The organism is Psychrobacillus sp., from assembly GCF_032154225.1.
GTDB lineage: Bacteria > Bacillota > Bacilli > Bacillales_A > Planococcaceae > Psychrobacillus.
The window spans coordinates 1-22,732 of the sequence record NZ_JALDYF010000017.1; the positions used below are offsets into that span (position 1 = coordinate 1).

General features: G+C 35.9%; 22 protein-coding genes and 2 pseudogenes. 5 read left to right on the forward strand and 19 right to left on the reverse strand.

Going from position 1 to position 22,732, the window contains the following annotated elements:
* Positions 1-190: 190 nt before the first annotated feature.
* The 3 genes from RUH95_RS17060 to RUH95_RS17070 are packed head-to-tail and all read right to left on the reverse strand — an operon-like array spanning position 191 to position 3,009.
* A complete protein-coding gene (locus RUH95_RS17060; RefSeq protein ID WP_313894106.1) occupies positions 191-925 on the reverse strand; it encodes an urease accessory protein UreH domain-containing protein in 735 nt (244 codons plus the stop codon).
* 30 nt (positions 926-955) lie between these two features.
* Positions 956-1,633 (reverse strand): response regulator transcription factor, encoded by a 678-nt coding sequence (locus RUH95_RS17065; protein ID WP_313894107.1) that lies wholly within the window; start codon positions 1,631-1,633, stop codon positions 956-958.
* A 14-nt stretch (positions 1,634-1,647) separates the two neighbouring features.
* Positions 1,648-3,009, reverse strand: a complete 1,362-nt coding sequence (locus tag RUH95_RS17070) for a HAMP domain-containing sensor histidine kinase (protein WP_313894108.1) — start codon at positions 3,007-3,009, stop codon at positions 1,648-1,650.
* A 182-nt stretch (positions 3,010-3,191) separates the two neighbouring features.
* On the opposite strand from RUH95_RS17070, the gene resA reads away from it, so the two are divergent.
* A complete protein-coding gene (resA, locus tag RUH95_RS17075; RefSeq protein ID WP_313894109.1) occupies positions 3,192-3,725 on the forward strand; it encodes a thiol-disulfide oxidoreductase ResA in 534 nt (177 codons plus the stop codon).
* A gap of 741 nt (positions 3,726-4,466) precedes the next feature.
* Here the strand turns inward: resA and RUH95_RS17080 are convergent.
* The 3 genes from RUH95_RS17080 to RUH95_RS17090 are packed head-to-tail and all read right to left on the reverse strand — an operon-like array spanning position 4,467 to position 7,717.
* Positions 4,467-5,375: an ABC transporter ATP-binding protein gene (locus tag RUH95_RS17080; protein ID WP_313894110.1), complete on the reverse strand. Its 909-nt coding sequence runs from the start codon at positions 5,373-5,375 to the stop codon at positions 4,467-4,469.
* Positions 5,376-5,398: 23 nt separating this feature from the next.
* On the reverse strand, positions 5,399-6,586 hold the full coding sequence (locus tag RUH95_RS17085) for an ABC transporter permease (RefSeq protein WP_313894111.1): 1,188 nt from the start codon (positions 6,584-6,586) through the stop codon (positions 5,399-5,401).
* A 12-nt stretch (positions 6,587-6,598) separates the two neighbouring features.
* Positions 6,599-7,717 carry an ABC transporter gene (locus RUH95_RS17090; RefSeq protein ID WP_313894112.1) on the reverse strand — a complete coding sequence of 373 codons (1,119 nt, stop codon included), beginning with the start codon at positions 7,715-7,717 and terminating at the stop codon, positions 6,599-6,601.
* Positions 7,718-8,025: 308 nt separating this feature from the next.
* Here RUH95_RS17090 and RUH95_RS17095 point away from each other — a divergent pair, with 308 nt between their 5' ends.
* Positions 8,026-8,523, forward strand: coding sequence for a DUF2798 domain-containing protein (locus tag RUH95_RS17095; protein ID WP_313894113.1), 498 nt, complete (start codon positions 8,026-8,028; stop codon positions 8,521-8,523).
* Positions 8,524-8,579: 56 nt separating this feature from the next.
* Here the strand turns inward: RUH95_RS17095 and RUH95_RS17100 are convergent.
* Positions 8,580-9,218: pseudogene (locus tag RUH95_RS17100) on the reverse strand (O-methyltransferase).
* Between the two features lie 107 nt (positions 9,219-9,325).
* A pseudogene (locus tag RUH95_RS17105) lies at positions 9,326-10,578 on the reverse strand (MFS transporter).
* Between the two features lie 146 nt (positions 10,579-10,724).
* Between RUH95_RS17105 and RUH95_RS17110 the strand changes: the two are divergent.
* Positions 10,725-11,639, forward strand: a complete 915-nt coding sequence (locus RUH95_RS17110) for a LysR family transcriptional regulator (protein WP_313894114.1) — start codon at positions 10,725-10,727, stop codon at positions 11,637-11,639.
* A 50-nt stretch (positions 11,640-11,689) separates the two neighbouring features.
* On the opposite strand, the gene RUH95_RS17115 is transcribed toward RUH95_RS17110, so the two are convergent.
* The 11 genes from RUH95_RS17115 to RUH95_RS17165 all read right to left on the reverse strand — a co-directional run bounded on the left by RUH95_RS17115 (position 11,690) and on the right by RUH95_RS17165 (position 20,274).
* Positions 11,690-12,589, reverse strand: a complete 900-nt coding sequence (locus tag RUH95_RS17115; RefSeq protein ID WP_313894188.1) for an NAD(P)/FAD-dependent oxidoreductase — start codon at positions 12,587-12,589, stop codon at positions 11,690-11,692.
* Positions 12,590-12,746: 157 nt separating this feature from the next.
* Positions 12,747-13,376, reverse strand: a complete 630-nt coding sequence (locus RUH95_RS17120) for a class I SAM-dependent methyltransferase (protein WP_313894115.1) — start codon at positions 13,374-13,376, stop codon at positions 12,747-12,749.
* A gap of 49 nt (positions 13,377-13,425) precedes the next feature.
* Positions 13,426-13,848, reverse strand: a complete 423-nt coding sequence (locus RUH95_RS17125) for an Rrf2 family transcriptional regulator (RefSeq protein WP_313894116.1) — start codon at positions 13,846-13,848, stop codon at positions 13,426-13,428.
* A gap of 93 nt (positions 13,849-13,941) precedes the next feature.
* The gene (locus RUH95_RS17130; protein ID WP_313894117.1) at positions 13,942-14,328 is read right to left on the reverse strand and encodes a hypothetical protein; all 387 of its coding nucleotides are present in this window, start codon (positions 14,326-14,328) and stop codon (positions 13,942-13,944) included.
* A 217-nt stretch (positions 14,329-14,545) separates the two neighbouring features.
* Positions 14,546-15,676 (reverse strand): serine hydrolase domain-containing protein, encoded by a 1,131-nt coding sequence (locus tag RUH95_RS17135; RefSeq protein ID WP_313894118.1) that lies wholly within the window; start codon positions 15,674-15,676, stop codon positions 14,546-14,548.
* Entirely contained in the window at positions 15,663-16,265 is a 603-nt protein-coding gene (locus RUH95_RS17140) for a GNAT family N-acetyltransferase (RefSeq protein WP_313894119.1), read from the reverse strand. The genes RUH95_RS17135 and RUH95_RS17140 overlap by 14 nt, the downstream gene beginning before the upstream one ends.
* 19 nt (positions 16,266-16,284) lie before the next feature.
* Positions 16,285-16,713, reverse strand: coding sequence for a GNAT family N-acetyltransferase (locus RUH95_RS17145; protein WP_313894189.1), 429 nt, complete (start codon positions 16,711-16,713; stop codon positions 16,285-16,287).
* Positions 16,714-16,842: 129 nt separating this feature from the next.
* Positions 16,843-17,121 (reverse strand): CD3324 family protein, encoded by a 279-nt coding sequence (locus RUH95_RS17150; RefSeq protein ID WP_313894120.1) that lies wholly within the window; start codon positions 17,119-17,121, stop codon positions 16,843-16,845.
* 241 nt (positions 17,122-17,362) lie between these two features.
* The gene (lpdA, locus tag RUH95_RS17155) at positions 17,363-18,757 is read right to left on the reverse strand and encodes a dihydrolipoyl dehydrogenase (RefSeq protein ID WP_313894121.1); all 1,395 of its coding nucleotides are present in this window, start codon (positions 18,755-18,757) and stop codon (positions 17,363-17,365) included.
* A complete protein-coding gene (locus RUH95_RS17160) occupies positions 18,744-19,616 on the reverse strand; it encodes an alpha/beta hydrolase (protein WP_313894122.1) in 873 nt (290 codons plus the stop codon). The genes lpdA and RUH95_RS17160 overlap by 14 nt, the downstream gene beginning before the upstream one ends.
* 55 nt (positions 19,617-19,671) lie before the next feature.
* Positions 19,672-20,274 (reverse strand): TetR/AcrR family transcriptional regulator, encoded by a 603-nt coding sequence (locus RUH95_RS17165; RefSeq protein ID WP_313894123.1) that lies wholly within the window; start codon positions 20,272-20,274, stop codon positions 19,672-19,674.
* A 226-nt stretch (positions 20,275-20,500) separates the two neighbouring features.
* Here RUH95_RS17165 and RUH95_RS17170 point away from each other — a divergent pair, with 226 nt between their 5' ends.
* Together RUH95_RS17170 and RUH95_RS17175 are read left to right on the forward strand one after the other, a co-directional pair.
* Entirely contained in the window at positions 20,501-21,175 is a 675-nt protein-coding gene (locus tag RUH95_RS17170; protein WP_313894124.1) for a response regulator transcription factor, read from the forward strand.
* The gene (locus RUH95_RS17175; RefSeq protein ID WP_313894125.1) at positions 21,172-22,539 is read left to right on the forward strand and encodes a sensor histidine kinase; all 1,368 of its coding nucleotides are present in this window, start codon (positions 21,172-21,174) and stop codon (positions 22,537-22,539) included. The genes RUH95_RS17170 and RUH95_RS17175 overlap by 4 nt, the downstream gene beginning before the upstream one ends.
* Positions 22,540-22,732 lie beyond the last annotated feature (193 nt).

Genomic DNA, 22,732 nt, shown 5'->3' on the forward strand with positions numbered 1-22,732 from the left:
CTAGCGACCGAGGAGGCTCACCGCCCGCCCCACGGAAAGCGTCCTCCCTGTAGCGTAAATCCCTGCCGAAACTCTCTATTAAGACGCATTTTATGTAGAAAGCGAACGAAAATACATAATTGAATAAAAGGGTTAATCAACAGGCGTGATATTACAAAAAAACTTACTCCTTAGTGGAATAAGTTTTTAATTAGATCCCCCAATAAGTAATCGTGTCAAAAATTCCGATAAGGATAAGAATAACTCCTGCAATTCGTTGCGCAACTCTGCCCATCTTCACACTTTTTTTCATCAATAATTGCTTAATATCGAAAAACCACAATAATGCAAATAAAAGAATGAGTGGAATAGAGGTAGCAATACCAAAAACTGCTGGTAGGATAAAACCATAGGAAGTAGACACTACAGTTGGCATAAGCCAAGCAAAAAAGAGTATAAACATAGTTGGACAGAAAGCGAGAGAAAAACTAGCTCCCAACATAAAAGAACCGAGCTTCCCTTCCTTCAATACCATTGGAACATGCATCGTTAAACGATTAAGAAATCTTAACTTTAAGACACCTATTAATACAAATCCCGTAACAATCATTAAAGGACCAATCACTTGACGAAAGAAAGGAAAATACGCGGTCATTTTCGTTTCAAATGATTGACCAAATAACCAAGCAAACAATCCAATTAAACTAAACACAACAACCTTTCCAATGATGAAAAATAGAATTTCTCCGAAGTTATCTTTCATTTGAACAGTACGACTTCCGTAAAAAGTAATGGCACTCATATTTCCAGTAAGTTGACATGGTGCAACAGCCCCTATCAAACCAAGCAAGAGTGCAACGACAATTGGATAATGTTCAAAAGAGTTTAAAAAAAGAGTAACTGGCTCACTAATTGTTTGACTGATCTTCGACATCAAACTATACATCTATGAAACACCTTCCACTTTCTTATTTTATTAGCTCCACTTATAGCCAATTCCCCATACAGTCTTCAAAAATTCATCAATAGGAAATCCAGAACTTTTCAGCTTGTCTCTTAAATTACGAATATGCGAATCCACAGTCCTCGTATCTGTATATGTGCCATATTCCCACGCAGCATCTAATAGTTCCTCTCGCGTATACGTCTTTTTAGGACGAGATATTAAAGCTTCTATTATAAAAAATTCTTTTAAAGTAAGTTGGACATTCAAATCATGATAATGTAAAGAATACATTTCTTTATCTAACTTAAACTCATCGTAAATAATCTCTACCTGCTTCGTCTCATCGTCAGAGATTCTGCGTAAAATAGCATTTACTCTTGCTACTAACTCTTTTTCATCAAAAGGCTTCGTAATATAATCGTCCGCCCCTGTGTTTAACCCTTTTACTAAATCTTCCTTATTAGCCCTTGCAGTTAACATAATAATCGGTACATCAGAAAATTGTCGTATTTTTTCACATACCTCCCAACCGTCCATCTCGGGCATCATAACATCTAATAAAACAAGATTTATTTTCTCCTGCTTTAGTATTTCTAACGCTTTCTTTCCACTTGTTTCTTTCACACATTTATAGCCAAGCGGCAAAAGAAATAATTCGATTAAATTCAACATTCGTTGTTCATCATCTACTAATAAAATCGTCCGCATCTATTTTACCCCCATTAAATCGTTACAGTAAATGTGCTTCCTTCTCCTACAACACTTTTTACTTCAATACTTCCCCCATGCGCCTCCACTAACTCTTTCACGACTGCGAGACCAATTCCTGATCCCCCAAAAGAACGTGACCGTGACTTTTCCACTCGGTATAATTTCTCAAAGATAAAACCTAATTCATCTGCCGGAATACCAATTCCAAAGTCAATAACTGAAATAATTGTCTTCTCTTCTTTTTTATACACTTTCAAAGTAACCGTTGTGTTTTCTTTCGAATATTTCAATGAATTATCCAATAGATTAAGTACTATTTGCTCCAATCGTAAAGAATCCGCATACAGTTGAACATTTTCCTCACACACTAAATTTAGCTGAAGTCCCTTTAGTTCAAAAGAATGCTCTACAAGTTGGAAAATATCTTCTAAAAATGGGCGTGCACCAAAATAGTCTTTTGACACTGTGAACGTATTCTCGTCCATTTTTGCTAAATCTAATAAGTTTTTTACAAGTTCCTTCATTCGTTCTGACTCTTCTGCAATAATGGCAAGATAGTTTTCTCTTTCCTTTTCACTTACTTCTTTTCTCATAGCCACTTTCGTATATCCGATTAAATACGTCAAAGGTGTACTTAATTCGTGCGCAATCGAAGCCAAAAATTCATTTCTTTCCGTTTTTAAACGCTCCAGATCATTCGCTAACTTTTGAATCGAACCCGACAACTCGCCAAGTTCGTCTTTACCGATGAATGGGAGACTCACGTCGAAATCCCCTTCACTCAATTTCTCCGTTGCTTCTTTCATGCGAATTAAAGGTCGTGTCAGAATTTTAGATAAGCCAAAGTAGATGATAAAAAGCACGACAACACTTGTCCCTCCTGCCATTCCAAAATGCATGTTCAACTCACTAACTAACTGCTCAATGGAACGTGTGCTTTGAAACATAACGACATAACCTGTGTTTCCTGTATCTGATATATACGGATGTGCACTAACAATATAAGGATTTTCCTCCCAATCTGAAATTAATATTGTATCGGTTGTTGGATAGTTATCCTTGAGCAAAGAAAGTGTTTCTTTCAGCGATATAATCTCTTCGTCCGAGCTATTTGTAACATTCCCGTTACTATCCGTTATCACAACTTCTCTTTCTTCGCCCTTTTCCATCAATACAATATGCTTCATTGTTATGTCTGAATAATGCCCGATAAGTACATCTCGATGATTCGATCCACTCGCCAACAACTGGGAGAATTCTTCTTCTGTTCTTGTTTGAATGATATTTTGATGAAGATAAAAGATAAGAAATGATTCCATTATTAAAACGACTATAAAAAAATAAGCTGCTAACTTAGTCGATATTCGATTCATCCAAACACTCGCCTCTCTCCTCTAAAATAGTATAGAGAATAAATATGAAGAAAATATGCAGAAAACATTTTCCGAACATCTTTATGACACTTTAGTGTCTGCACACATTTTTGATATTTCTTTATTATAATATGAATGATGTCAATTACCTTTTGTTATTAAATTGGAAGGAGTAATTTTATATGAACAACAAGAAAGAAACACGTGCTAAAATACGATTCGCTATTTTAAGCATATTAACTATCGCCATCGTCTTTACTATATATAGCAGCTTAACGAAAGACAAAAACGAAGTACTACAAGTAGGCGACTTAGCACCCGATTTCGTTTTAACTGATTTAGAAGGTGTAAGCCATCAACTATCTGACTATAAAGGACAAGGGGTCTTTTTAAACTTTTGGGGAACATGGTGCAAACCATGTCAAAAAGAGATGCCTGCCATGGGAAGACAATACGAAGTTTATAAAGATCAAGGCGTTCAAATTTTAGCCGTCAATATTGCAGAATCTGACTTTAAAGTGAGATCTTTCGCCGAACAATACGGCATGACATTCCCAACTTTAATCGATTCTACAAAAAAAGTAATGCAAACGTACAATATCCGTCCATTACCTACAACTCTCCTCATAAATCCAAAAGGAAAAATTACTAAAATCATTACAGGTGAAATGAGTGAATCAGATATTCAAGGGTATATGGAGAGTATTAAGCCATGAATATAAAAAAAACGGGCAAAGTAACGCCCAGTCCTTTAAAAGCAAAGTGTACGGGAACACTACAGTTTCCTGCTCGCTTCAGGCTTTGCAAATAGGCTATAAGATGATTGGGAAAATTTTTAAAGCATGTTGAAAGTGGCTGCGCCTCTTCCGACATGCTTTTTAGTCGGTCATCGTATAGCAATTGTTCGCCTTCCGTTCTCTGGAAACTTCCGTGCCAAGTAGTTAAATACTTTTGGCAATAGAAGGATGCAGGTGACATTCTATCTACTTTGAAAGCAGCCAAAGATACAACTTTGGCTGCTCTTGTGTTTTTTGCACAGATACACTTCTATAATTTGATCCAGTGTATAGAAAGAATATGATTACATTCTTCTAAACTAGTTGAATGAAGTGGAAAGCGGCGACTCAGGCGAGAACAGCGCGAGCTGAAAACCCCGCAGGAACGTCTTTTTGCGACGAGGAGATTGAAACCGCGCCCGCCGAACGCGTCCGCTTGAAACGGAATCCATTCTTATACATTCACACACTTTCTTAGTCTTAAAATGACTCTAAACCCATTGTTCATAGTACATTTTCATATACTTTCTTATCTTTTAAGAAAAGCGTAAGCGCCTATGTCTGCCCCGAGGGGCTAGACGCTGAAGCTAGACAGTTACTAAGTAGGAAAGTTTATACTTTCTTATCTGTTAAAAAAATACGCCTTCTTTCTTAAGAAGAGCATCTAATTTTCGTATATCCTCAACCTTCTTGATAATACATTGAATACAAGTCATTTAATGTTACTTTCCCAAAACTAAACTCTGTTAGTTGATTTTCTTGAAGAAATTCAACAATACTTCCCAGTTTTTCTGCATCGTATCCGCGGACATCTATTAAAGTAGCACCATTTGCCAATGATTGTATGTTTGTTTTTGGAAACTCTTTTGAAAACTTTTCTTTTATCTCATCTGTCATTCTCGTTACTCGAACGGTTGTGATTTTCTTTTCTTCAAATCCCGGGGATAGATCATTAACAAGTATTAACTCGCCATTTTTTATAAAGAATATGCGATCCGCATATTTCTCTAGGTTTTCTAATAAATGCGAAGCTACAATAATCGTTTTTCCTTCAGACTTCTTTTTAACTAATATTTGTGAAATCAACTCGACATGAGTAGGGTCCAACCCATTCATCACTTCGTCCATTAACATCACTTGCGTATCCGATACAATTTGCATCGCAAAACAAAGTCTTTGGCGCATACCTAAAGAATACGTTCCTGTGTGCTTGTTTATATAGGACGTCATTCCAAGTTCTTTTATTGTGCGATCAATCAATTTTTGATTACTGCTCCACATAGAAGAATAAATTTTTAAATGCTCTTTTCCAGAAATCTGATTATATAAGTCACTTTGATCAGGCATCATGGATACTAGTTGATGGATTTTCACTTCATTCTTTTTATTTGTATATTCTAACTTCTGATTTAAAATGACTTTACCGCTTTTTGGATTGATATAATTCATGATGACATTCATAAGCGTTGACTTCCCAGTTCCGTTTGGGGCTACCAAACCAATAATTTCCCCTTGATTGAACATCTCAGAAACATCTTTTAAAATGACTTTACCCGAAAACTGGACGCCAATATTTTTTAACTCAATCATACCTTCCCTCCATCCGTATGAAACTAAAGTAGTTTAAATTTTCTATGGTTACTCATTAAGAAAATTAAAAACAGAAAAACACATGTACATAACCCCATTACGACAAGCCCACTTCTTAATGAGAGTGCATCGGAAACATAGAGATAATTCCGGTATCCCGAAATGATTTGCCCTACTTGAACGTAGCTTGTCGGGTACCACTGCGCATTCCATTCGATACCAATTCCTCTACTAAAGTAGATAAATTCAGCAAAAAGAAACACACAACCTACCAATAGATTTGCAAACTCGTTTTTTAGCATCACACTTACAAGTAGCAAAAGAGATATGATAAAGAAAAACCAAACGACTATGAATAACAGATTTTGAATTAAATATTCACCCATCGTTATCGTTGAGAACAGATCTTCACTAAAAGAGTAATTAGGAACAGGTAAATTAAAATGACCAAACCCATATTGACTACCAATTATTAACAGACCTACAAGGAGTGGAATAATTGCTAAAATACTACCTAGTAAAGAAACCCCTCCTTTAACGATCAACTTTCTCCAATCCGAAAGTGGTAAACCTTGCAACAGAGTTGGATTCTGTCGATCTTTCAACACGATATCCACTGTGAAGAGAATACAACTAACAAGAAGAATTAACGGCAAATAGGAGTGCAACAAACGCTGCAATGTTTGTAACGCTGTCCTTTCCTCGAAAACATTTACAGATAAATCCGATTTCCCTTCTGTATAGTCTTCGTAACGACTTGCAGAAGACAAATACGCATAATGTCCATCCATAACAGCGTAACTATTTCCATACGTATAATACCCGGGATTGTAGTATAGAACTTCACTTTCAAATGTGAATTTATCGGAGTACGTATACCACTTGGATGTAGCCTCTGCATACTCTTCTAAGTTGTTTTTTTCGATAGCATCCAATCTTGCTTTATCATATTCATTCCATTCTGGGAATATAGAAACTGCAAAAGCCGTTAAATAATGCATCCCTTCCCTAATCACCACATTATCTAAAAATTCCTCCCTCGTTAAGTATCTTGCCTCTATTTCAAGTACATCTACTTTTTCAATAGGATCATATTCCGGAGCTATTTTTAGGGCATAGTAACAAGATAAAAAAAGTAGAATGACATAAATGGCGATATTCTTTTTATTGCTCATAAATTGAAAAAATTCCATCTTAAAATACGCTCGCATTATCTCACTCTCCTATACTTTTTTTAGTTTCCCAGTAGTCAAAAATAACTTTACAGCGACTATCATTAGGGTAATGCTTACCCCAATTGAAATAAGTCCATATGTGCCATTTAAAACAACTGGGTTTGCAAGGTCGAGTGTCTGTCCGTTCAATATGCTAGCAAAATTCAAATAGTTAAATGGGTTAAATGGAATAACATTCATCATGCTTGGAAATAACAAAGGGAGAACATACAAGAACAACTGCGTAAACAACGTTAAATACATGTTCTTCAATAAAACATTCAAAATGACCGATAAAAGGATAGTGAAAATAGAAATAAAAACCATATAAAGAATCGATATACCTAAATATTTATAAATAGGATAAATAGCAAAATCACCGTTAAAAACAGCTATAGGATAAGATGAATCTCCCAATCCATACAAATAAATTAAAGGTAAACTGCATACAAATAACTCCAAAATAAATACACTTACTAGAAGCATGGAGGACATACACTTAGCGATAACGTACTTATCAAACGTTATAGGATATCCCTTAATAATGGACGTATGCTGGAATTCTTCTGTCATAATGCCACATGAATAAACACTCATGAAAATAAACCAAACCGAGCCTAACATACCAAATAAATAAATGAGAAATGGAAAGAAGGATAATGGATCTGATTCCAATGAGAGTCCCGTTTCCTTCATATATTGATAAAACATTCGATCCAACTGGTTTTCTCTTTTAGAAGGGAGATAATTCGCAACCATATCAAAACCTTCCATATCAAACGAGTTCGCCCTTAAAGTTGTAACTTCTATTGCTGTATCTAAATACAAGTCTGGTAGATTCATTTTCACTGCCATACGTTGCCTCACTACAAGCTGATGCTGAAGCGCTAAATTCTTATATAAATCACTGCCATTCCCATTTTCCGTGGCATCGACATTTTGAAATCTACCCAGTGCCGAAGCAAGGGATTGATACTCCCCTGATTTCTCTTTTACTTCATTTCCGAAATCCTCCGTTTTCACAAATAAAGCCAAGCCAAAAACAAATACCGCCACAATAATACAAGCAAAAATATTCTTTTTATTTGATTTCTCCAAGATAAAAAAGGTCTTTAAAATATTCCACATAGACATCCCCCAATAAAGAAATTCTTCTAAAAATACACAAACACCCTTTAACAATTTTAACATTAATTATAAAATTAGGTACTTATTTTTCTACCTATTCTGAATTTAAAGATAAATTCGCAACCAACACTATTTACAGCGGTCTTTCTCTCCTCTTAAACATTTTTTGTCTAAACTGTGAACACAACTTGTAGCAGAAAGTAAAAAAAGACTTACATCAGAGATTTTTTTTTTGCTACACTAACAAACAGACTAGGTAGTGCAGTATCGACATTATCTAAAATATATGTTTGGAAAGGAAGAAAGAAATGAAACAAGATATAAGACTACCAAGAAACGGGAAGGAGGGTGCTTTATACGGGGCAATTATTTGTACACTGACAGTTCTGTTTATGACATCATTAAATGTCTTTCTAGCTGTAGGGGAAATAAATAAATTCGCTATTTTATCAATTCTTAAGACACTACCAATCATTTGGATTATTGTCATGATTATTGAACCAGTTCTTATTGGTCGTATTGCTGAAAAGTTAGTTGGAAGATTTACGGAACCTACGGACAGTTTTAACGCCAAAATTTTGTTTCGCATCTTGTTCACTGTACTAGGAATGTCAGTTGTTATGACTCTTATCGGAGATATTATTGGAAACGGTTTTCATAGTGAAATCTTTAGCAACTTCTTTACGAATTGGCCAAGAAACTTCTTAATCGTCTTAATTGCTGAAAGCTTAGTAATTCAGCCAATCGCCCGTTTTGTAATGGTAAAGCTACATGCCTCTCAAGATAAAACGGCAATACAGCCTTAATAAACAAAGAAACTCACCGACAAATTGATTTTGTCGGTGAGTTTTTCAAATGAATATTATTTCTTTACTCTTGAAATCATCATTCCATCACCAATTGGAATAAGTAAAGATTCTAGTTGAGGGTGGCTCGCCACTGTTTCATTAAATTTTTTCATTAACTCGGTGTAATGTTTTCGCTTAATACTTTGATCTGCTACACTACCAGCTGCAAGCACATTATCCGTCACGATTAAATCTCCTCGGTTCGCAAGTTTAATACAATAGTTTAAGTAATTTTCATAGTTTTCTTTATCAGCATCGATAAAGAAAAAATCAAATTGCTTATTATTGCTCGCTAGTTTTTCAAGGTTTTGCGTAGCTACTCCAGTAAGATATGATACTTGATCGCCAAAGCCAGCTTTTGAAAGATTGTTATGCGCTAATGCTGCGTATTTTTCTTCTAATTCTAAAGAAGTTAGTTTTCCATCTCTGCCAAATCCTCATGCAAGGCAAATTCCACTATATCCCCCAAGAGCTCCTATTTCCAAAACATTTTTAGCTCCTGAAATAGATATAAGCATCGTTAAAAGCTTCCCAGATGAAGGAGATACCGATATAGAAGGCATTCCATTTTCTTTAATAGATGAAATAACCTCCTCTAACAAAACATCTGACTCGTTAAACACTGCATCTATATAATGATTGATTTGCTTCATTGAATAAAGCCCCCTTTGTATACTTATGTATACATTTATATTCACGTTGTATACAAATGCATACACAAAGTCAAAAAGAAAGATATGGTGCCAGGCACCCAAACAATTCAAGTTAATGGACTTGAATTTTGTTTTTTAATAACGATGACAAACAAACTTGCTAGTAAACAGAAGGCCCCTGCCAAAAAGAATGCCATGTATAAGAGTCAAAAAACTTGAAAATTAGCCCTCCTCCATAAGCTGCAGTTGCTGCTCCTGCCTGATGTGATGCAAAAATCCAACCATAAATCACTCCACTTTTCTTTATACCGAATATTTGTCTTGAGATACTAATAGTTGGTGGAACAGTTGCAATCCAATCTAATCCAAAAAATATAGTAAAGAGAACGAGCATCGTAACAGAACCTTCTTTTAACGCATAGGGAAGTAGCACTAAAGAAGCCCCTCTCAAACTGTAATACCAAAATAATAGCCATCGATTATCGAAACGATCCGATAACCAACCAGAAAGAGTTGTTCCTACTAGATTAAAAATTCCCATAAACGAAAGAATCGAAGCCGCTGTAATCAAAGGTATTCCAAAACTTATGCAATAAGAAACAAAATGTGTGCCTATTAAGCCACTAGTTGAAAGTCCACAAATATAGAAACTACCAGCTAACAACCAAAACTCTTTCACTTTCACCGCTTCGAATAAGCCTTTAAATGCAACAACAATAGGATTTTCCTTTTTCTCGTCATTGCTTTCTTGTAGTTCTTCTTCAAGCCCATATGGAAGTACACCAGCATCCTTAGGTGTATTTTTCATAAATAAAAGAATCATGATAAACATGATGATACTGAGCGTTAAAATTAAACCAATTGCCCAACGCCATGAATAACTTTCTATAATAGCCGCTAAAACGGGAAGTAAAATTAACTGACCTGTTGCTGTACTTGCAGTTAATATTCCTACTGCAAGACCCCTTCTTTTCACGAACCAATGATTCGCAACGTATGGGCTAAGTACCGTTAAAAAAAGACTGGATCCTAGTCCTATAATAATTCCCCAAATGATGATTAAATGCCATGACTGATTCATAATAAAAATTAATATAAGACCTGTCATCAAAGTTGCCATAGAAATGATCATCATTTTCTTTAAACCAATTGCATCAAGTAATGCTGCCATAAACGGACCCGATATGCCGTATAAAAACATGCTAATGGCAAAAGCCAATGTAATAACAGATCGATCCCAACCAAATTCTTTTTCAAAAGGATTTATAAAAACTCCTGTTGATGCAACCACAATTCCCGATACAATTATAGAGAAAAATGTTACGACAAGGATAAACCAGCTATAGTGTATACGTTTCAAAACTAAACCTTCTTTCTATCAATATTTTCATAACATTCACTTTTCTACATTAGCTCACGATTAACTATTAGTAAAATCGAAGTTTGTGAAGCTATCCATTGATTTTATTGATACTATAGAAACAAGAGATAAAAAAGGTTGGTGAAATGATGGAAATACGGCATTTTGTTACGTTTAAAAAAATCGTTGAAACAGGTAGCTTTACCCAAGCAGCAGAACATTTAGGCTACACGCAATCCACGGTGACATCTCATATTCAAGCACTTGAAGAACATTTAGGTGCCCCTCTATTTGACCGGATGGGTAGAAAAGTAAGATTGACTGATATCGGTAAAAATTTATTACCTTATACGCAAGAGATTTTAGATACCTACGGAAAGATAGAAAATATTACGAGTGATGGAGAAGAAACGAGAGGAGAGCTGAAGATTTCAGCGCCTGAATCCTTAACTGTATACCGCCTTGAACCAATATTAAGAGAATATCGAAAGAAGTTCCCTCACGTGCATATCAGTTTAAGCAATGCCACATGTGGAGATAACAAAAAAGCAATTCTTAATGGAAGTGCAGATATTGCATTTGTCCTGTTGCCCCAGTTACAGGATGCTGATTTAATCGTTCATTCATTATTAGAAGAACCCATTGTCCTTGTTGGATGCTATGACTGTTCGTTAAATATTTTAGATAAAAGCTACGAAAATCAAAAATTAAGTGTGTGTTTGATTACGAACGAGAAAGAATGCAGTTACCGAACAATTGTTGAAGAATACCTGGGTGAACGAAGAATCGTACCTTCCCAAACGATGGAGCTTTGGAGCGTAGAAGCGATGAAACGCTGTGTAATGAGTGGACTAGGTATTGCATGTTTACCTTTAATGACAGTAAATGATGAAGTAAAAAAAGGAAAGTTAAAAATTATTCCTTGCGATGGTGGCTTTGAGCAGATTTATTCCCAAATCGCTTATCATAAAAACAAGTGGGTCTCCCCAGCCTTATCTGCGTTTATCGATATTACTTTGAAACATGCAAAAGACTGGTCATTTGAGGAGACTACTTGTTGAGTGAACATAATTATGATGCCATGAACCCAAACCATTGTTGGGTCCTGGCATCAAAAATCTTCATCAATTAAATCACTTATTACTCCCATAGCTGCTTTAGTTCCTTCACTTGCAGCAATAATTAATTGAGAAGGTGTAGGTTTAGACGTATCACCAGCGGCATAAACTCCTTCGATATTCGTCCGTCCTAGCGTGTCTGTTTGAATACCACCATTCTCATTCATATGACATCCTAAAGATTCAGCTATTGAAGAAGCTTGCTTTAACCCTGTAGTGACTAACCCGCCTTCCCTTAATATTTCCTCTCCGTTTTTAAACAGAATCTTTTTTAATTGACCTTCGTTACCTAGTAGCTGTATTATTTCTTGCTCCATAACTTTTATATTTTTCTTAGCCAATAATTCTTTTTGTTCTGCTGAAAAGACTTGATTTCCATTTGTACAAACAACAAGATCTTTACTCCAATTAGAGAGCATTTTAGTCATATGAAAAGCTCGTTGATTTTCTGATATAACAACTAGAGGAAGATCTTTTAATTCCCATCCATCACAAAATGGGCAACTAAACAGACTTGTACCATAAAAGTTATGAATTCCTTCTATACGAGGCATTATATCTATAAGACCCGTAGATAATATTATTTTTTTAGATTGATACGAGTTCCCGTCTTCTGTGTGAATAAAAAATGAGTTATTTTCCCTTTTTACATCACTTACTCGCTCATTTCGAATAGATATATTCGGGTATTTCTTCAAATCTTCCATCGCAATACGTTTAAATTCCGATGGCTTAATGCCATCCCTTGTTATAAACCCATGAGATTCATGTGTCACAGCATTTCTAGGTCTATCTTCATCAAATAAAATAATCTCTTTTTTTGCCCTCCCAAGTACAAGAGAAGCATTCGCTCCTGCTGGTCCTCCGCCAATAACTACACAATCTAACAATATTATTTCCTCCTTTTTATAAGATCCATTACAGACACTTAATGTCCTTAATTAGATTAAAAAAATCGGCTATGATAATACTTAAGCACTTGAAGTTCTTAGTGAATAGGTCACTCATAAGCCTTATCAATGCACTATTTTTGATTTTATGGAATTGTAATTATAGTTCTTTTTGACATTTTACCACCGTAAATTTAAATGGAGGTTTATTTTCCGCATTCTTATGTGGCTCAACAATTTCCGAAACCTCTACTAGTCCATACTTTCCGAATTCTTGTTTTATCGAATCATAATCATAAAAGAACATTTTTACGCCTTCCATTATCTCGAAATAATCTTTACCCAGTTGTTTACCCTTTCCAAACATGGGCGCTTCCTTTGAAATAGTAGTAAAAATCATATATCCACCTGGTTTTAACTGATTATAGCAATCTTTCATAAGCTTATCTCTCTCGTTGTTATCCAATAAGTGAATAAGTGCATAACAAAAAATACCGTCATAAAGTTTATTATCAAAGGGCATGTCAGTTACTGAACCATGAAAAATACTACTATTAATGCCATTTTCCCTCGCCAATTCAATCGCAGTTTTTGAAATCTCAATACCTGATACATTTATTCCATTATCAATAAAAATCTTTGCATTTCTACCATATCCAATACCAGGAATTAATATATCCTTCACTTTTTTTTCAAGGAAAAAGTCCTTTGCCAAGATCGCGGAATCTGAAGGTTCAAATCCCCACATCATTTGATTTTCTATAAAACTTGATTCCCAAAACTCTGTCATGCCTCAATCTCCTTTATAAATAGTCCAAACTATTTAAACCAAATTCAATTTATTTATTTTTTTGCAATTGAATTTGGTTTGCAATATCAATAATATACTTACCACTTAGCTCTTTCTTCATATTTTCTTCCGCTTCAATCATCACGTTTTCGATAATACAATTGGGATCTCTAAATAATTCTTCATGCTCCAATGAACAATGAAATAAAGTAGTTTGTCCTTCAATAGCATGAATGACATCTAAAAAAGAAATCGTATCCGACTGTCTTGCTACACTATATCCACCATTAACACCAGGAGTTGACTTAATGAGCCCTGCTTTCACAAGCTTTGTTAAAATCTTAGAAAGATACGTTGGAGAAAGGTTTTGCATTGTCGCTAGCTGCTCCACTCCAACAGACTTTCCCTTTGGAGCTAGTGTCAAATACACCATTGTATGCAATGCATAATTTGTAGCCTTCGAATATTTCATTATTTCCGCCTCCACTTAAATCAATTAAAGACCTTTAATATCTGTAATTGATTCTAAATTAAGGCAGAATAAAAATCAAGCCATTCAACTTGTCTATTTAAATGTGGAAAAATGGGACTCATAACAACGTTGGCCATTGTCTTTGATAAGACAATCCATTTTCAGTAAATAATTCACAAGCGTTTGTTCTCCAAGAGGTGTCTTTTTTTCTGATTCATCATAAGGAAGATCATTTATACCTTTTGTCGGTATCAAATTAGGTAAGTGTAAACTATTTAGTCCTGTTGAAACCCTATCAATAATCGATTTCCTCCCGACTTCATTTGGTGAGTAATTCCGAATACTTGTCATCCATTGACTGTTTGTATTTTGTGGATTATAAAATTCAGTTTTATTGTTAATTACTGATTGTGGTTTTTCGAGGTTATTCGTCGTTGCTAATGGTTGGACCTTTATAAAATTATCTCCTTGAATTTTCATATGCTCATCCCCTTACTTATTTTTTATATCGGCTAAAAAAGAAGGAAAGGTACTAGATTTTAGAACACAATGCCTTTTATTTTTTACACTCAAAAGAATATTTAATTGTAAGATTGTTATGGATTTCTAGCGAAAGGTTCCAGGTTCTAAAACAATTCAGAAATAATTGAGTTCCCACCCCGGGGAGCAAAGTTTTTCCTGACATTTAACCAAAATGTCAGGAATCTATAAAGATATCTATAATTTTTCTACAAATATCATGATGCATGGTACTGTCAAAATTCAATAAGACCACTATACCTAAATTGAGTTCAGGTACCATTGTCATCAGTGACCTTACAGCTAATTGACCGCCTCCATGTTCTACAACTCTAAATCCTCTATAGTTATCTACAAACCATGCGAGTCCATAGCTTCTGTTATTACTTTCAAACCGCCATTCCTCACTGACAAGATGAACAGGATTTTGCATTTCATTAATTAAATCGGATCGTAAAATAGTTGATTCTTTATTTAAATGAAATTTAATATATTTTCCTAAATCATTTGCTGTCGAATACAAATAACCAATTGGAGCAGAAATCGAATTTTTAGGAAAAGGAATTTCTATCTTATCCTCGCCTAAATAGTATCTAGCACTGTTCGCATCTTTTTCCACTACATGTGAATCACTAGTTGTTCGGTTCATATTCAAAGGGATGAGGATTTCATCTCTAAGATGGGTTTCCCAATTGCAGCCCGTCACTTTTTCAAACAAATCAGCAAGAATCACATACGTATCTGTGCAATAATTCCAACCCATTCCTACTGGATACTCCAATTCTACTTTATTAAACCACTTGGTAATATCTTCTCGGGTTTGTATACTTGTAGTCTCTTCTTCTGTAAGGTTGTAATAGTCTAATGCTTCTTGATATTCTGTAGGTGTATCTGAAAAAATTTCTTTTACATTTGGAGCTATCATATTGGCAATCCCTAAATTTGAAGGAAACCCTGCCGTATGGGATAACAAATGCCGTATTGTGATAGTATCACTTTGCTGTTTATTTTTTGTTCTGAAGTACGGCAAATATTTAGCAACCGTATGATCCAATGAAATTACGCGTTTTTCAACAAGCTGCATAATAGAGAGTGCCATGAAATTCTTAGAAATACTTTGAATGCTCATCAATGTATCACCATCAATAGATTGGTTTTCAGGTTGAATCTGAGAGTACCCAAACCCTTTAGAATAGATAATGCCTGAGCCTTCAACTACCGCAACGCTCAATCCAACTATCTGCTGTTTATCAATAATTTCATTCATAAAATCTGTTATTTGGTTTAATTTGTCTTTAGATTGTTTCATACTTGTCTCCTTTAGTTGGAGAATTCAATAGACTTTTCCAGTCTTCCTTGTTAAGTGTGTAATGAGAATGCGTTTGGTCTTCAATTTCAATATCTCCATTAAAACGAAAGCCGGATTTTTGAATAACTTTATCAGAGCTTACATTTTGGGGCAGAACAACCGCATTTAGTTGTTCAACATCTGTATTCTCAAACAAATATTTTATCAATCCTTTTACTGCTCTTGTTGTGTAACCACGATTTCTGTAATGTTTTGAAATAGCATAAGCGATTTCTCGATTAGGTTCACTTAACTCTTCTTTTAATCCTGTATTGCAGAAGCCAATAAATTCACCAGTTTCCTTTAATATAATTCCTAGCTTCAAATAATTTGCTCCACCGATATTAGGTAATGCTGCCAAGAATTCTTTATTATCTGGAACCTCATAATTTGTAACCCAGTTTAATCGTTGTTCTCTCGTTGAACGCCAATCTGGCAAAAATTCATACACTTCAGGCTGTGAAGTAATTTCATAAATGCTATCTACATCTTCAGCTCTAAACTCTCGCAATAATACTTCACCACAATCTATTGAAAATAAATTATTCATATGTACCCTCCTTCCTGCCCTATATGATTAAATCTTTTTTTAAATAGTAATGCTTAAAATCTCTTCCTACATTATCTAAACTCCCAAACACTTCATATCCATTCTTTTCATAAAAACCTAACGCTTGAAAGCTCAATGTATCTACCTTGATGAAATCGCATTCTTTTTCTAACGCGATCTTTTCAATTTCTACTAATAATTTTGTGCCAAATCCGGACTTTCGTATATCTTCATCTATTATTAACATATGGATTTCCAACCAATTCCAACACACTTCAGCAAGTAATCCTCCTCGGACAGTTCCGTTCTCATCTTTAATAAATAAATTGATTTCCTCGTATCTACCTCTTAAATCTACTGGAAAATGCTTTAAATTAAATTTATAAAGTGCATCCTCGATGTTCTGTTTAGCCTGTTTATTTAATTCTTTCGTAATATGCAAACCCATCATTCATTTCTCCTTTTATATGTATATGAGTTAGTTAGATTATATCTGACTTACATTAGTTGAAAAAACCTCATACTTACTTCATAAAAAAAAATAAGCCAATGCGGCATAAAACCACATCGACTTATTTCATAAGTTTTTTCTTTTTTCTTTTAGTACAATTCGTTGAATACTCTTTGATGACAAATAATATTTTCCAACCAAAGTAGCCATATCCATTCCCGACAGATAATCATCATATATAGTTGAATTTCTTACATCCAATTCTCTTCTTGTAGTAGTGCTAGATCCCCAACTTTTTTTATTATCTTCTCTTCGCGGGATATAAATATATTCACCATCAACATATTTTTGTATTAACTCTACCAACTCAGTTGGTAAAAGATTCTCTGCTTTTTTATAGCTCATGTTTGCACTCCTAAATAGTAATATTTCTTTTAGGAAGAGCAAAGGCTATTTTTATATATTTTTATGCAATAGCCTTTGCTATGCAAAAATTGTATTTCTTCTCATACAACCAATCCTCCTAGCATTTTAGCTTATTTATTTTCATTATACATAGTAAACATGAAATATGGTATTAAAAATCCAATTTCAAACCATATATTATACATGCTTATACTATCCACACTGGAAGGTGGTGTATCCATTATGCTCTCACAATATGAATGGGTCTCCCTAGCATTACCTCAGCAGCCTCCATTGTCATCTCACCTAAAGTTGGGTGGGCGTGGATTGTTAATGCGATATCTTCTGCAGTCATTCCCGCTTCAATCGCAAGAGCCATTTCAGCGATCATATTAGATGCACCAGCACCTACGATTTGAGTACCGATTAATAAGTCATCTTCTTCACGTGCAACAAGTTTTACAAAACCTTCTGCTGCATTTAAAGCTAATGCACGACCGTTTGCAGCGAATGGGAATTTCGCTATTTTCACTTCGATACCCTCTGCTTTTGCTTGCTCTTCATTGTAACCAACAGTTGCAAGTTCAGGATCTGTGAAGCATACTGCTGGAATCGCTAAGTAATCTACGTTTGATTTTTCTCCAGCGATTGCTTCTGCCGCTACTTTACCTTCATACGATGCTTTATGTGCGAGTTGTGGACCAGATACGATATCACCAATTGCATAAATATTTGGTACCGAGGTACGGCATTGTTTGTCTACTTTTAATAAACCGCGTTCTGCAAATTCGATGCCTACTGCTTCAAGACCTATTTGATCTGTATTTGGACGACGACCTACCGTTACTAATACATAGTTAGCTTCAACTGTTTTTTCTTCTCCATCAACTTCATATGTTACAACTACGCCGTTTTCATTTTCTTCTACCCCTTTAGCTGATGCACCAACAACAACTTCCACGCCTTTTTTCTTTAAGCCTTTTTTCACAACTTGTGTCATTTGCTTCTCGAAGCCGGCTAAGATGTCTTTGCCACCTTCAATAATTGTTACTTGAGAACCTAAGTTAGCGTAAGCTGAACCTAGCTCAGTACCAATGTAACCACCACCGATGACAACTAGTTTTTCTGGTACTTCTGGTAAAGAAAGTGCACCTGTTGAGTTGATTACGCGTTCAGTGAATTGGAATGTTGGAATTTCAACCGGACGAGAACCCGTTGCTAAGATTGCATTTTTAAATGTGTACGTTTGTACATTATTGCCATCGATTACACGTACAGTGTTTGCATCTATGAAACATGCTTCACCGTTCACGATGTCGACTTTGTTACCTTTTAATAGACCTTCGACACCGCCTACTAATTTAGAAACTACGCCTTGTTTGAATTCTTGCACTTTTGCCCAGTCAAGCTTTGCTTCTCGTGCAACAATACCCATATCATCTGAATGCTTTACTTGCTCAAAACGATGACCTACTGAAATCAGCACTTTTGATGGGATACAACCGACATTTGAGCAAACTCCTCCTAAATACTCTCTCTCTACAATCGTTACGTCTTGCCCCATTTGAGAAGCGCGAATAGCCGCCACATATCCTCCTGGGCCTGCACCAATCACAAGCGTTTCAACATACTTCATCTACTTTATCCCCCTCGTTACTTTCTATAAAGTTAAAAACGTTATCCCAAAAACATTTATCTTTAACACAATTATGGTGACCTTTTGTTTCAACTTTAATGACTTGTTTAAAGTTACTATTATTTAATAGGACATCGACATTTGAAATCGGCACTTTTTTATCTTGAATAGAGTGTATAGCAAGAGCTGGGGACTGTTGACTTTTTAATATTTTCTCCAGACACCATTCTCTTCTAGCTTTTAAAAAGACACCTCCTCGTAATAAAAACCAACTGACAAATAACCAGCCAAATGGAATATAAGGGAGTATTACTTTTTCAGCCATTGATTTGCTAATACTTTTTAATGATGTAGGCATTGAATCTGTAATAAGTGCTTTTATCCTCAAATCTGTGGAATTCACAATACTTGCTGCTATCCCTCCCATTGAATGCCCTAAGACATAGATTGCTTCACTATTAATATCTGGCCTCTCGCACACATGATCAATCGTGGATGTTATACTTTGGACAAACGATTCAATACTAACTTGTTTTTGTGTATAATCACTTTGCCCATGACCAAGAACGTCCATAATTATTACGTCATAACCGCTAGCTAATAAGGGATTGGCATATCGTAACATGTCTGATTTATTAGAGCTCCATCCATGTACTAGTAGAAAGCTACCTCTTGCCCTCTCACTTTTAATAAGCCATCCTCGAATTGTCCCAATCCCCAGCTCCATTTCAATTTTTTCATAAGTTGAATTCGGTTGTTTTTTATCCTCTTTCCGTTTCGGTGTAAAAATATGACGAATGATATAGTTCCTCAAAAACAAAATAACTACTATGAAAGCAATGAATAATAAATATTTCATCCTAACCCTCCAAAAGGTACCGAATGGTCTCTTTCTTATTATAAAAAAGACGGCTTTATTGCCGCTCAATCGCAATCATGGAAATATATTGCCTCAATTGATTTATGATTATTTTCGTTATTTGCCCATCTTTCTTTAATCGGTCTAGTACTAGGCCACCTTCAAGTGTTGACACAATATATATCGCCGTGTCGTATGGCTGTAATGACTGCTCTAACTCCTGATGCCGAATACCATCTTCTATAATCTTCGCCATCCATTTTATCATCATATCCATTGCTTTATTAATAGATGGCAGTAACGCACTCCCTTCTAAATCATCCATTTCTATGGCTGCGTTAAAAATTGGACACCCACCTGCTATCGGTTCTCCTTCACTTAATTGTAAAAAAGCCTCCACAAATGCGACTAATTTGTCCGCTGCATGCTTGTGTTGAGAAATACTTGTCAGTAAATGTTTTTGCATGATTTCGGTAGAAAAATGAAAAGACTCGACCATCAGCTGTTCTTTATCCTTAAAGTGTCGGTATATCCCTCCTTTTTGAATATTCGTTTCCTGAATAATGTCACTCATCGTTGTTGTCATATAACCTTTTTGGTTAAAAATTGAAGTAGATTTCCTAATAATAGCACGCCTTGTTAATTCACCTTTTTTCATTTACACCCTCCAAAAGATACCTTTTAGTCTCTTTTAATATGACGCTCTTCGAATACAAAGTCAAGAAATTTTTAGCAGAAGTTAAATTCAAGCTGTATCGTGATCGACGAAGGAACATCTAACGCTATTCCTATTCTTAATTGATAGGAAGAACAAGGGTAATTCATTTTTTGTAGTATAATGATTACTTCAATATGAGTTGTAAAAACAAGGAAAGAGGGATCGGATGCCTACTATACTAGTTGCTGACGACGATTCGAACATTCGCGAACTCGTCTGTTTATTTCTACGTAACGACGGATTCACAGCAGTTCAAGCCGCGGACGGCAAGGAAGCACTAATCGTCTACGCCTCAACGGATGTCGATCTTGTCGTACTCGATATTATGATGCCGAATATGGATGGTTGGACGTTATGCAAGGAGCTCCGAAGGGCAAATCCTGATCTTCCGCTACTTATGCTGACTGCGAGGGGCGAAACATGGGAAAAAGTGAAAGGGTTCGAACTTGGGGCGGATGATTATTTGACGAAACCATTCGATCCATTGGAATTGACAGCTCGTGTTAGAGCATTACTAAAACGATACCGGATTGGCTCCACGCAGACGATCCAGTTCGGCAACATCATCCTTGATCGGCAAACATATAAGGTGATGAGAGGTAAGGAATCGCTGACTTTGCCACTCAAAGAGTTCGAATTACTATATAAGCTCGCTGATACACCTGGACAAGTATATACTCGCGGGCAGTTGATCGATCAGATTTGGGGGATCGATTACGCTGGAGATGACCGAACGATAGATGTACATATTAAACGCCTTCGCGAACGGTTCGCGACTACACCCGATTTTCGTATCGAAACAGTACGCGGGCTTGGCTATCGACTTGAGGTATACGAATGATCAGATCATTATATACACGTGTAGTCCTTATATTTATAGTCTCCGTAATCGGAGGTACGATTATTGCTTTTTTTCTGTCAACTTGGTTATTTAAAGAGCAATTGAACGAAAACTTGCAGATCCCTTTACTTCACTTCGGTCAAGATATCGTCCGGATTTACGAAATACTTCCGTTACGTGAAGCGGACACATTTGTAAGTGGAATGGATCAGCTCAAATCCTATTATATTCGAATTTACGGAGATACTGGTCAATTTCAGTCTTATGGAACACTTAATGGAGACGAACCTGTCACTGTGACGATGGAACAAGTGAAAAAAGTAATGGCTGGAGAAGTAGTTCAAGTCAATCCGAATGGTATTGCAACTACTCTCTTAGGGTTGCCATTGACAACTGAAATGGGAATAAATGCAATGTTTATTGAACCAATTGCCCCCCCTTCCAGCTCTTTTATAAAAAAATGGATTTTGAACTTCACAACCTATTCTTTAATAGCAGGAAGCCTTTTGGTTTTGGCCGCCGCTTTGTTCCTAGTCAGACCAATCAAGAAAATGACAAAGGCAACTAGGCATATAGCTGGTGGAGATTTCAACGTCAAGCTGGATATTAAGCAAAAGGGCGAGTTAGGTACTTTGGCTCGTAGCTTCGAAGAAATGACACATGAATTGCAGCAACTTGAGCAGATGAGGAGGGAATTCGTATCCAATGTGTCTCACGAAGTTCAATCGCCACTTACCTCGATATCTGGTTATGCTCTAGCGCTAAAGCAAAAAGACATCGAAGATAACGAGCGAAACCGTTATCTCGATATAATTATTGCCGAAGCAGATCGGATGTCCAAGATGAGCGATAGTCTATTAAAGCTGAGTTTGCTTGAATCGCATTCACAGCAACTTCAGCTGGTCACGTTTAGTCTTGATGAACAGATCAGACGAGTCATCGTCGCAATCCAGCCGCAATGGTCGGCTCGAAACATTCGTTTCGATCTTGATTTGGAAGCCGTTAGTCTAATGGCTGATTACGAACAATTAAACCAGGTATGGACTAACATACTTGGAAATAGCATCAAATTTTCTATGAATAACAGCGTTATTAAGGTCAGCATCAAAAAAAATACTAAAAATGTAAAAATCCAAATATCTGACACCGGTATTGGTATCTCCCTCGAAGACCAGAAGCGTATATTTGAGCGTTTTTTTAAGGCCGATCGCTCCCACAGTCGCAAGTATGCTGGTAGTGGTATGGGGCTCGCCATCGTTAAAAAGATCGTAACACTTCATCAAGGTGACATCCGAGTGGAAAGCCAACCTGGTCGAGGAACAACCTTCATTGTCACCTTGTCAATCACAACACCGACAGAGTAATAAGATTCATATCGTACAATTCGGACAGTCTAAACGCTATCTTCCTTTTCTCCACGTTACGTTACCCTAAACAATATTCCTTGCTTAGGGTAACGTAACATTTTTTATTTGTTCATACTCCGTTCATAATGTCGTCATAAGGAGTACATCTTCATCGTATATGCTTTCATTAATGGGCTGTGGAGGCAGCCGG

Coding starts and splice junctions, on each gene's coding strand:
- RUH95_RS17175 (WP_313894125.1), top strand. CDS start 21,172: ATGATCAGATCATTATATACACGTGTAGTCCTTATATTTATAGTCTCC.
- RUH95_RS17060 (WP_313894106.1), bottom strand. CDS start 925: ATGTATAGTTTGATGTCGAAGATCAGTCAAACAATTAGTGAGCCAGTT.
- lpdA (WP_313894121.1), bottom strand. CDS start 18,757: ATGAAGTATGTTGAAACGCTTGTGATTGGTGCAGGCCCAGGAGGATAT.
- RUH95_RS17140 (WP_313894119.1), bottom strand. CDS start 16,265: ATGAATAATTTATTTTCAATAGATTGTGGTGAAGTATTATTGCGAGAG.
- RUH95_RS17070 (WP_313894108.1), bottom strand. CDS start 3,009: ATGAATCGAATATCGACTAAGTTAGCAGCTTATTTTTTTATAGTCGTT.
- RUH95_RS17145 (WP_313894189.1), bottom strand. CDS start 16,713: ATGGGTTTGCATATTACGAAAGAATTAAATAAACAGGCTAAACAGAAC.
- RUH95_RS17125 (WP_313894116.1), bottom strand. CDS start 13,848: ATGAAATATTCGAAGGCTACAAATTATGCATTGCATACAATGGTGTAT.
- RUH95_RS17085 (WP_313894111.1), bottom strand. CDS start 6,586: ATGCGAGCGTATTTTAAGATGGAATTTTTTCAATTTATGAGCAATAAA.
- RUH95_RS17135 (WP_313894118.1), bottom strand. CDS start 15,676: ATGAAACAATCTAAAGACAAATTAAACCAAATAACAGATTTTATGAAT.
- RUH95_RS17065 (WP_313894107.1), bottom strand. CDS start 1,633: ATGCGGACGATTTTATTAGTAGATGATGAACAACGAATGTTGAATTTA.
- RUH95_RS17095 (WP_313894113.1), top strand. CDS start 8,026: ATGAAACAAGATATAAGACTACCAAGAAACGGGAAGGAGGGTGCTTTA.
- RUH95_RS17120 (WP_313894115.1), bottom strand. CDS start 13,376: ATGACAGAGTTTTGGGAATCAAGTTTTATAGAAAATCAAATGATGTGG.
- RUH95_RS17170 (WP_313894124.1), top strand. CDS start 20,501: ATGCCTACTATACTAGTTGCTGACGACGATTCGAACATTCGCGAACTC.
- RUH95_RS17160 (WP_313894122.1), bottom strand. CDS start 19,616: ATGAAATATTTATTATTCATTGCTTTCATAGTAGTTATTTTGTTTTTG.
- resA (WP_313894109.1), top strand. CDS start 3,192: ATGAACAACAAGAAAGAAACACGTGCTAAAATACGATTCGCTATTTTA.
- RUH95_RS17090 (WP_313894112.1), bottom strand. CDS start 7,717: ATGTGGAATATTTTAAAGACCTTTTTTATCTTGGAGAAATCAAATAAA.
- RUH95_RS17110 (WP_313894114.1), top strand. CDS start 10,725: ATGATGGAAATACGGCATTTTGTTACGTTTAAAAAAATCGTTGAAACA.
- RUH95_RS17150 (WP_313894120.1), bottom strand. CDS start 17,121: ATGAGCTATAAAAAAGCAGAGAATCTTTTACCAACTGAGTTGGTAGAG.
- RUH95_RS17165 (WP_313894123.1), bottom strand. CDS start 20,274: ATGAAAAAAGGTGAATTAACAAGGCGTGCTATTATTAGGAAATCTACT.
- RUH95_RS17080 (WP_313894110.1), bottom strand. CDS start 5,375: ATGATTGAGTTAAAAAATATTGGCGTCCAGTTTTCGGGTAAAGTCATT.
- RUH95_RS17130 (WP_313894117.1), bottom strand. CDS start 14,328: ATGAAAATTCAAGGAGATAATTTTATAAAGGTCCAACCATTAGCAACG.